The following is an 8,760-nucleotide window of genomic DNA, read 5'->3' as shown; positions in this document are numbered from 1 at the left end:
GGCCGGGTGTCGTGTCCTCAATCGCCGGACGGGCTCAATGGAGCCCGTCCGGCGACGTCACGGAGGACGGCGACCGGAACCTGTGAGGACCGGGGTCAGATCTTGCGGTCGCGGCCGGCGCCGAGGCCGAGGAAGACGAGGCCGACGCAGACCGCGAGGAGGATCGCGATCGGGGTGGACCAGCCGCCGGTGACCTGGTGGACGGCGCCGAGGGCGAGCGGGCCCGCGGCGGCGAGGAGGTAGCCCCAGGTCTGGGCCATGCCCGAGAGGCGGGCGGCGGTGTGGGCGTCGCGGGTGCGGAGCACCATCATCGTGAGGGCGAGGCCGAGCGCGCCGCCCTGTCCGACGCCGAGCAGCGCGGCCCACACCCAGGCCCCGGCCACCGGCGCGACCAGCAGGCCGGCGATGCCCGCCGCCATGAGGACGACGACCCCGACGGACAGCATCCGCTGGCTGCGCATCCGGCCGGCGAGCATCGGCACGACGAACGAACCGACCATCTGCACCAGCGTGTTGAAGGCGAAGACCAGTCCGGCCTGGCTCTTGCTCATGCCGTGGTCGGTGAAGATCGTCGGCATCCAGGCGATGCAGACGTACGCGACCAGCGACTGCGAGCCCATGAACAGCGTGACCTGCCAGGCGATCGGCGAACGCGAGAGGTTCGGGCCGTCCTCGACGAGGTGCTTCGGGATGGCGGCGGCAGCGCCGTGCTTGGTGCCGCGGCGGGCGATGATCACCTGGGGGATCCAGACGACGGCCGCGACCGCGGCCAGTGCGGACCAGGAGGCGAGCGAGCCGCGCCAGCCGCCGAGCGCGTTCTCCAGCGGCACGGCGGCGGCCGCGGAGGCGGTCGCGCCGAGGATCATGGCGGTGGAGTAGAGCGCGGTCATGCCCGCGGCCTTCTCCGGGAAGTCCCGCTTGATCAGACCCGGCATCAACACGTTGAGCAGGGCTATCGCGGTGCCGACGAGCGCGCAGCCGACGAACAGCGCGACGACGGGCGGCGCGATGCGCAGCAGGATGCCGCCGCACAGCAGCGCGAGCGCGCCGAAGAGCACGGCCTCGGTGCCCCAGCGGCGGGCCAGCTTGGGGGCGGCGATCGAGCCGAGGCCCATGAAGACCAGGGGAATGGTGGTGACCAGGCTGCTCACGGTGGCCGTGAGGCCGAAGTGATCGCCGATCTCGCCGAGCAGCGGGGACACGCCCGAGAGGGCGGCGCGCATGTTGAGCGAGGCCAGCACGATGCCGAGCAGGATCAGCGTCGGGTGGGCCCGCAGCCGACGCCGGGCCTCGGCCACGGGTGGCGCGGGCGAAAAATCCTCCTCCGCGTCGATCAGTGGTGCTTCGGACCTCGTCTCCGACATGGTTCGCCTCTCCGAATGTGAGTACCTAGGTGGTGGATGCATGTAATTGGGCGGGTGGACGGTGGACGGGGAACGGGTGGACGGGCACGCGGGGTGGGCAGCCGCCTGCCAGGCGGCCTGGGCCCCGCCCCCGCCCCGCTCAGAGTTCGGCCAGCAACGCCTCGACGGCCTGTTTCGGACGCGCGAGCAGCTCGCGCGCCGCGCGCTCGGCGGCCTCGGGGTCGCCCGACGCGATGGCGTCGAGCACGGCCCGGTGGTCGCCGTGAATGACCCTCGGCATCTCGTGGTCGCCGAGCGAGGAGACCAGCGCCTCCCGCACCGAGCTGGCGAACCAGCCGTACGTCGCCGTCAGCGCGGCGTTGTGCGCGGCCTCGACCACGGCCTTGTGGAACTCCACGTCGTGGTCGGCGTACAGCTCCAGGCTCCCGGAAGAGGGCTGGCCCTCCGCGTCCTCCAGCCGCGTCTGCGCGTCCAGCGCCGCCGCCATCCGCTCCAGGTCGGCGGGCTCGTGGCGCAGCGCGGCCAGCCGGGCGGCCTCCGCCTCCAGCGCGATCCGCAGCTCCAGCACGTCCCGGACCCCGGCCCGCTGCACGCCGCGCATGATGTCCCCGGGGTCGGCCATGGAGACCACGAACGTCCCCTCGCCCTGCCGGGAACGCAGCATTCCGGCGTGTACGAGCACCCGCACCGCCTCCCGGACGGTGTTCCGCCCGACCTGGAGCTGCTCGGCCAGCGCGTGCTCGGCGGGGATGCGCTCCCCGACCCGCCACTCGCCCGCCGCCAACTGCGCGCGCAGCTGATCGACGACGGTGTCCACGAGGGACTGCCGCCCCGCCGCCTGCAATGCCATGCGCATGCTCCCCATGCCCGAAACGTCGAATAGTGCCGACCGCGCCGACCGCGCCGACCGCGCCGACAGTGCCGACCGCGCCGACCGTGCTGAATGGGCCGATCGACGGCACCGGAGAGCCTCTCCACGGTGGCCCGGTTGCCCAGTCATCCTACAACTGAATTCATCCTACAACCCATGGCCGAAAAGCGTCGGGCGCGCCTCCCCGTCCAGGGAAGACGCGCCCGCAGCGCCCGCACCGCTAAGGAGGGCTCACTCCCCCAACGTCGTCCGCAGCAGCTTCTTGTCCGGCTTGCCCACCGAGGTCAGCGGGATGCGCGACAGGGTGTGCACGTGGGCCGGCGCGTACATCGGGCCCTTGTGCTCGCGTACATACGCGCGGATCAGGTCGTGGTCCAAGCTCTGCCCGGCCGCGGGGACGATCGCGGCGTGCACCTGCTCCCCGGAGTCCGCGCCGCGCACCCCGAAGACGGCGACCTGGGCCACGGCGGGGTGCGTGAGCAGCAGGTCTTCGAGTTCGCCGGGGTACACGTGGCCGCCCACCACGATGATCATGTCCTTGATGCGGTCGACGATGTACAGATAGCCCGCCGCGTCCAGATATCCGACGTCCCCGGTGCGCACCCACCCGTCGCGCAGGGTCCGGGCGGTCAGCTCCGGCTGCTTCCAGTAGCCGCTCATGATCATCGGGGTGGACACATGGACCTCGCCGGCCCGGCCCGGCGGCAGCGCGTTGCCGGCCTCGTCGCGGATCTCGATCCTTACGCCGTCCTGCGGCCTGCCGACCGAGACCCGGCCGTCGTCGTCCGTCGACTCGTGCTCGCCGGGGCCCACCTCGGTGATCCAGCCCGCCTCGGACTGCCCGTACGCGCCGTAGAGCACCGGCCCCAGCGCCTCCAGGGCCTGCCGCAGCCGGCTCGGCGAGGACGGCGAGCCGCCGTAGGTGACGCGGCTGAGCGAGGACAGGTCGGTGGCGGCCAGATCCGGGTGGTCGAGGAGTTCGTAGAGCAGCGGGGGCAGCAGCCACATATGGGTGATCCGTTCCCGCTCGATCGCGGCGAGCACCTCACCGGCGTCGAAGGACCGCAGCAGCACCACCGAACCGCCCCACGTCAGCGTGTAGTCGGCGAGCACCCCGGACAGATGGGCGAGCGAGGTGGCGGCCAGGAACCGGGACGGGTCGCCCGCGCCGGCGATGGGGTACTTCATCGAATCGGCGTACGGGCCCTGCGCCATGCACACCCCCTTGGGCACGCCCGTGGTGCCGCCCGTCTGCCGGATGCCCCAGTAATCCTCGGGGCGGGCCGCGTTGGCCACCGGGTCGGCCGGCCGGCGCGCCGCGCACGCCAGCAGGTCGTCGCCGAGCCCGCTCGGGCCGAAGGACGCGACCGGCACTCCGGGCAGCCGGGACACCAGTTCCGCCGGGCCCTCGGCCAGTTCCGGGTCGACGAGCAGCAGCTCGGTGTCGACGCTCTCCGCGACCCGCGCCAGCACCTCGGGCGCCATGCCCACATAGAGGTAGTCCACGCGCGCGCCGAGCAGGTTCGCCGCGTACCGCGCGGTGAGCGCCTCCGGCCGGTTGCCCACGAGCATGGAGACGGTGACGTCGCGGCCGACGCCGCGCGCGGCCAGCTCCGCCGCTATCCGGTAGGTCTGGTCCCGGAACTCGCCCGCCGTGACGCGCTCGCCGTCCGCGGCCGTCACGACCGTACGCCCCGGATCGCGCGCCAGCTCCGCCAGGATCGTCTCCACATAGCTCACGAAACCCGGCGGGGTCGGGGAGGCGGGGGAGACGGGGACGGAATCCGGCGAAGCGGCGGTGTCGGTATCGCTCATGTGCTGTGACCCCTCTATGAGTTGTCGTGCGAATAACGGCGCGGTGAGCGTGCGTCACCGTCCGTCATGACCTGCGAGATCGACGGTAGGTCACGAACCTCATACGTTCCATGACCAATTCCGCCATGTGATCATGTCCGGAAAGGCATGAACACGGCATGAGACGAGGACGCGCCCATGGACCTCCTGTCGCTGCGCTGCTTCCAGGCCGTGGCGCGCCACGAGCACATCAGCCGGGCCGCCGCCGAACTGCGCGTCGCCCAGCCCTCCGTGAGCCGCACCATCGCCCGGCTGGAGGCCGAACTCGGGGTGCGGCTCTTCGACCGGCACGGCCGCCGGGTACGCCTCAACCAGTACGGCACCGCCTTTCTGCGCCGCGTCGACCGCGCGCTCGGCGAGCTCGACGACGCGCGCCGCGAACTCGCCGACGCGGTCGGACCCGACCACGGCACGATCGCCCTCGCCTCCGAGACGCTGCTCTCGCTCACCGGCCTGCTCTCGGAGTACCGCAACCGGTACCCCGACGTCCGAGTCCGCCTCTTCCAGTCCACGGCCGAGCTCATGAGCCGCCAGCTCCGCTCCAGGGAAGTCGACTTCTGCCTCGCCTCGCAGCCCCTCACGGGCTCTTCCCTCGACTCCGTCGAACTGCTCCGCGAAGAGGTGCTCCTCGTCGTCCCCCGCGGTCACCCCTTGGCCGGCCGCGAGCGCGTCGCCATCCGCGAACTCGCCGACGAACCTTTCGTGTCCACCCGCGCCGGCCACTGGCAACGCGCCCTGCTGGACCGCCTGTTCGCGGCCGAAGGACTTGTGCCCACCATCGTCTGCGAGGGGGACGAACCCGGCGCGGCCCCGGCACTGGTCGGCGCCGGCCTCGGCATCGGACTCGTACCCGCCATGTCGCGTGGCGCGTTCGGCCACGTCCCCGTCGCCATCCTCCGCATCGACGCCCCGCGCTGCGACCGCACGCTGTCCCTCGTCTGGCGCCACGACACCTATCTCTGCACGGCTGCCCGGAAGTTCAGGGCGCTCGCCGTGGAGCGGAAGGCACGGCCGCCGACGGAGCCGTGACGGCCGTACGCGCGGCCGAGCGCCCCCTCGCCTCCCACCCGTGGTGCTAGGCCCCCACCGGCTCCACGTCCGGCCGTTCCACGGACCCGTCCCCGTCGCCGGTCTTCGCCGCCGGAGCCGCCCCCTCCGGCTCGTTCCGGCGGACCACCGCCAGGACCACCAGCCCCGCGACCACCGCCACGATGCCCGAGATCAGGCAGATGCGGTCCAGCCCCGCCACGAACGACTCGTGGACCAGCGACTCGACGCCGTGCCGCGCCGCGCCCGCCGGGGCCGAGGCGACGATCTCCCCCGAGTGGCCGCCGCTGATCGCCTCGGCCGCCCGGCCCCCGGCGCCCGCCGGAAGCGCGTCGCTGCCCGAGATCACGCCGCGCACCCGGCTCGCGAAGACCATGCCCAGGATCGCGATCCCGAGCGCGTACCCCATCTGCCGGAAGGTGTTCACCGCGCCGCTCGCCATGCCGCCGCGCTCCGGCGGGGCCGCGCCGAGTGCGGCCGAGACCAGCACCGGCATGGACATGCCGACGCCGAGCCCGCCGAGTGCGAGCCCCGGCGCGAGCGTGGCCCAGCCCGAGTCGGCGGAGAGGAGGAACGAGTGGGCCAGCGCGCCCGCGCCGATGAGCACCATGCCGATGCCCAGCGGCAGCTGGGGAGCGACCCGGTGCAGCAGCCGGCCGCCCACGGCGCCCACCACCAGCGACACCGCGGCCATCGGCATCACCGCGAGCCCCGCCTGCATCGGGGACAGACCCAGTACCGTCTGCAACCACAGCCCGGCGTAGGTGAGGTACGGGAACGCCGCGGCCTGGAGCAGCAGGGCCGCCGCCATCAGCACCGCGAACGACGGGCGGCGGAACAGCTTCAGCTCCAGCAGCGGCTGCCGGGCCCGGCGCTCCACGGCCAGGAAGACGACCAGCGCGGCGAGCGCCACGACCAGCGCCGTCACGGTGCCGGAGTCCGACCAGCCGTGCTCGCCGCCGCGCATCAGCCCGTACGTCAGGGCCCCCGCGCACACCGTGAACGAGATCGCGCCCGGCCAGTCGATGCCCGGCCGGGTCCCCCGCGGACCGGTCGCCTCCAGGCGCGACTCCTTGACCGAACGGAGCGTGGCCCACACCGCGACGGCGGTCAGCGGCAGGTTGACCCAGAAGATCCACCGCCAGTCCGCGTACTCGGTCAGCACGCCGCCCAGCAGCGGCCCGACCGCCGTCGCGGCCCCGCCCGTACCGCCCCACACGCCGAACGCGACGCCGCGGTCCCGGCCTGAATAGGTCGCCATCAGCAGCGGGGTGTTGGTGGCGAACATCGCCGCCGCCCCCGCGCCTTGCACGGCCCGCGCCACGATCAGCACGGTCCCGTCCGGGGCCAGCCCGCAGGCCAGCGAGGACACCGCGAAGACGATCAGCCCCAGCACGTACAGCCGGCGGCGGCCGAAGAGGTCGGCCGCGGAACCGGCCACCATCAGCAGCGCGGCCAGCGCCAGCGCGTAGATGTCCATCACCCACTGGAGCGAGGAGAAGGACGTGTTCAGCCCGTGTGCCATCTGGGGCAGGGCGGTATTGACGATGGTGACGTCCACCAGCAGCATGAAGTTGCCGAGGGTGATGGCGACGAGCGGCCACCACTTGCCGCGTGCGACGCCGTCCGGACCGCTGCGCGGGTTCTGCATGTGATGCTCCCGAAGAGAGACGGCCCGTCCTCTGCCGCGGGCCCCGTGGGCACCACCGTCGGTCGCACCCCGTTCCCGCTCACAGCCACGGTCCGCGGGGCGGCGTTATCCGACACCGGTTAGCCTCATGTGGTGAAAACCGACATCCGAGACGAGTTCGATATGCGGCTCGTCCACGCACTCCAGCTCGACGGGCGGGCCCCGTTCAGCCGGATAGCCGAGGTGCTCGGCGTCTCCGACCAGACCGTCGCGCGCCGCTACACCCGGCTGCGCACCAGCGGCGCGATCAAGATCCTCGGCCTCACCGATCCGGGCGTGCTCGGCGAGACGGTCTGGCTCGTACGGGTCCAGTGCACGCCCGACGCGGCCACCGCCGTCGCCGAGGCGCTCGCCCGCCGCCCCGACACCTCCTGGGTGAGCATGCTGTCCGGCGGCACCGAGATCGCCGCCGTCACGCGCGTCGCCAGCGACCGCAGCAGCGAGGCGCTGCTGCTGGAGAAGCTGCCGCGCACGCCCCAGGTGACCGGGATCTCCGCGCACTGCCTCATCCACGAGTTCTTCGGCGGCCCGCAGGGGCTCGTCAACAAGTCCGAGTCGCTGACCCCGGACCAGATCGAGCGGCTGACCGCCTACGAACCGGGGCCGGGGCCCGGCGCGGGCCCGCCGCCGGTGCTGAGCGCCGCCGACGAGCGGCTGTGCGCGGCGCTCGCCCGCGACGGCCGCGCCCCGCTCGCCGAACTGAGCGCCGTCACCGGCTGGTCCCAGTCGACCGTGCGCCGCCGCCTCGCCGAGCTCCGCTCCCAGGGCGCCCTGTTCTTCGACATCGACTACGACCCCCGAGCGTGGGGCCAGGGCACGCACGTCACCCTGATGCTCGCCGTGCCGCCCGCCGCTCTGCACGAGACCGGCGAGGCGCTGGCCCGCCACCCCGAGATCGCCTTCGCCTGCGCCATCACCGGCCCGTACAACCTGATGGCCGTCGCCGTCTGCGCCGACGTACGGGCCCTGTACGCCTATCTGACGTCGAGCGTCGCCTCGCTGTCGGCCGTGCAGCGGATGGAGACGTCCCCGGTCATCCGGCAGATCAAGGCCGCGGGCCCGTACCTCGCCGCACCACGGCGGCGCGGCCGGCCATGACCGGCGGCAAGCGGGCCGGCCCGGGGCCGGGCGAACCGGACCGGCGGGATCTCGACCGGCGGGATCTCGACCGGCGGGAACCCGACCGGCAGGAACCCGACCGGCGGGACTCCGACCGGCAGGATCTCGACCCGCTCGCACGGGGCGCGCGGGCCGTCTCCGCCGACTTCCCGCTGGGCGCACGCGCCGTACGAGCGGTACGGGCATGGGTACGCTCCGCCCCCGGCACCCACATCTGGCTGCTCATCATCGGCATCACCAGCCTCGTGATCGCCGCCGCGAGCCAGGGCCTGGAGACCTTCCTCCTGCACCGCACCAGCAGCAACATCCACGAGCTGAACGAGCACCCCACACAGGCGCTGCTGATCAGCGGGTTCTGGATCGAGAGCCCGTCCTCGTTCCTCCTCTACGCGGGTCTCTTCGAGCTCGTCCACGCCAACGTCGAGCGCTGGGTCGGCACCCTGCGCTGGTTCCTCACGGTCGCCCTCGCCCATATCGCGGCCACGCTGATCAGCCAGGAGGTCCTGCTCCTGGCCATCCGCGACCACTCGCTGCCGCACTCGATGAAGCACGTCGTCGACATCGGCGTCTCCTACGGCCTCGCCGCCGCTGCCGGCCTCCTCACCTACCGCTTCCCGCACCCCTGGCGCTGGCTGTACGGGACCGGGGCGGTGCTCTTCTTCGCCCTCCCCCTGCTCGCGGACGCCAGCTACACCGACATCGGCCATGCCATCTCGCTGGCGCTGGGCCTGGCCGCCTGGCCGCTGACCCGGGGCCGCCGCCCTTGGCGCTTCCCGCCGCTGTCCGAACTCCGCCGGTCCTTCTCCCGCCTCCGC

7 protein-coding genes are annotated in these 8,760 nt (G+C 72.9%); 3 read left to right on the top strand and 4 right to left on the bottom strand.

From position 1 onward, the window contains the following. Positions 1-95: 95 nt before the first annotated feature. The 3 genes from ACFU99_RS22625 to ACFU99_RS22615 form a co-directional block, all read right to left on the bottom strand. Entirely contained in the window at positions 96-1,364 is a 1,269-nt protein-coding gene (locus ACFU99_RS22625) for a CynX/NimT family MFS transporter (protein WP_384394738.1), read from the bottom strand. 139 nt (positions 1,365-1,503) lie between these two features. Continuing rightward, positions 1,504-2,214: a FadR/GntR family transcriptional regulator gene (locus ACFU99_RS22620; RefSeq protein ID WP_384394736.1), complete on the bottom strand. Its 711-nt coding sequence runs from the start codon at positions 2,212-2,214 to the stop codon at positions 1,504-1,506. 252 nt (positions 2,215-2,466) lie between these two features. Then, complete coding sequence (locus ACFU99_RS22615) at positions 2,467-4,050, bottom strand: AMP-binding protein (RefSeq protein ID WP_384394734.1); 1,584 nt, start codon at positions 4,048-4,050, stop codon at positions 2,467-2,469. Between the two features lie 177 nt (positions 4,051-4,227). On the opposite strand from ACFU99_RS22615, the gene ACFU99_RS22610 reads away from it, so the two are divergent. Further along, positions 4,228-5,118: a LysR family transcriptional regulator gene (locus tag ACFU99_RS22610; protein WP_384394732.1), complete on the top strand. Its 891-nt coding sequence runs from the start codon at positions 4,228-4,230 to the stop codon at positions 5,116-5,118. 46 nt (positions 5,119-5,164) lie between these two features. On the opposite strand, the gene ACFU99_RS22605 is transcribed toward ACFU99_RS22610, so the two are convergent. Then, positions 5,165-6,787 (bottom strand): MFS transporter, encoded by a 1,623-nt coding sequence (locus tag ACFU99_RS22605; protein ID WP_384394730.1) that lies wholly within the window; start codon positions 6,785-6,787, stop codon positions 5,165-5,167. A 132-nt stretch (positions 6,788-6,919) separates the two neighbouring features. Between ACFU99_RS22605 and ACFU99_RS22600 the strand changes: the two genes are divergently transcribed. Next, positions 6,920-7,924 carry an Lrp/AsnC family transcriptional regulator gene (locus tag ACFU99_RS22600; RefSeq protein ID WP_384394728.1) on the top strand — a complete coding sequence of 335 codons (1,005 nt, stop codon included), beginning with the start codon at positions 6,920-6,922 and terminating at the stop codon, positions 7,922-7,924. After that, positions 7,921-8,760 (top strand): rhomboid-like protein (locus ACFU99_RS22595; RefSeq protein WP_384394726.1); only part of this gene is annotated, 840 nt, incomplete at its 3' end. The genes ACFU99_RS22600 and ACFU99_RS22595, both read left to right, overlap by 4 nt.

Origin of the sequence: Streptomyces sp. NPDC057654 (genome assembly GCF_042800135.1) — a bacterium.
Taxonomy (GTDB): domain Bacteria; phylum Actinomycetota; class Actinomycetes; order Streptomycetales; family Streptomycetaceae; genus Streptomyces.
Note: the sequence above shows the minus strand (reverse complement) of the source record. Positions and strands in the feature narration are given on the sequence as shown.

Excerpts from the sequence above, each read along its gene's own strand:
- ACFU99_RS22605 (WP_384394730.1), bottom strand. The coding sequence starts at position 6,787 with ATGCAGAACCCGCGCAGCGGTCCGGACGGCGTCGCACGCGGCAAGTGG.
- ACFU99_RS22625 (WP_384394738.1), bottom strand. The coding sequence starts at position 1,364 with ATGTCGGAGACGAGGTCCGAAGCACCACTGATCGACGCGGAGGAGGAT.
- ACFU99_RS22610 (WP_384394732.1), top strand. The coding sequence starts at position 4,228 with ATGGACCTCCTGTCGCTGCGCTGCTTCCAGGCCGTGGCGCGCCACGAG.
- ACFU99_RS22620 (WP_384394736.1), bottom strand. The coding sequence starts at position 2,214 with ATGGCATTGCAGGCGGCGGGGCGGCAGTCCCTCGTGGACACCGTCGTC.
- ACFU99_RS22615 (WP_384394734.1), bottom strand. The coding sequence starts at position 4,050 with ATGAGCGATACCGACACCGCCGCTTCGCCGGATTCCGTCCCCGTCTCC.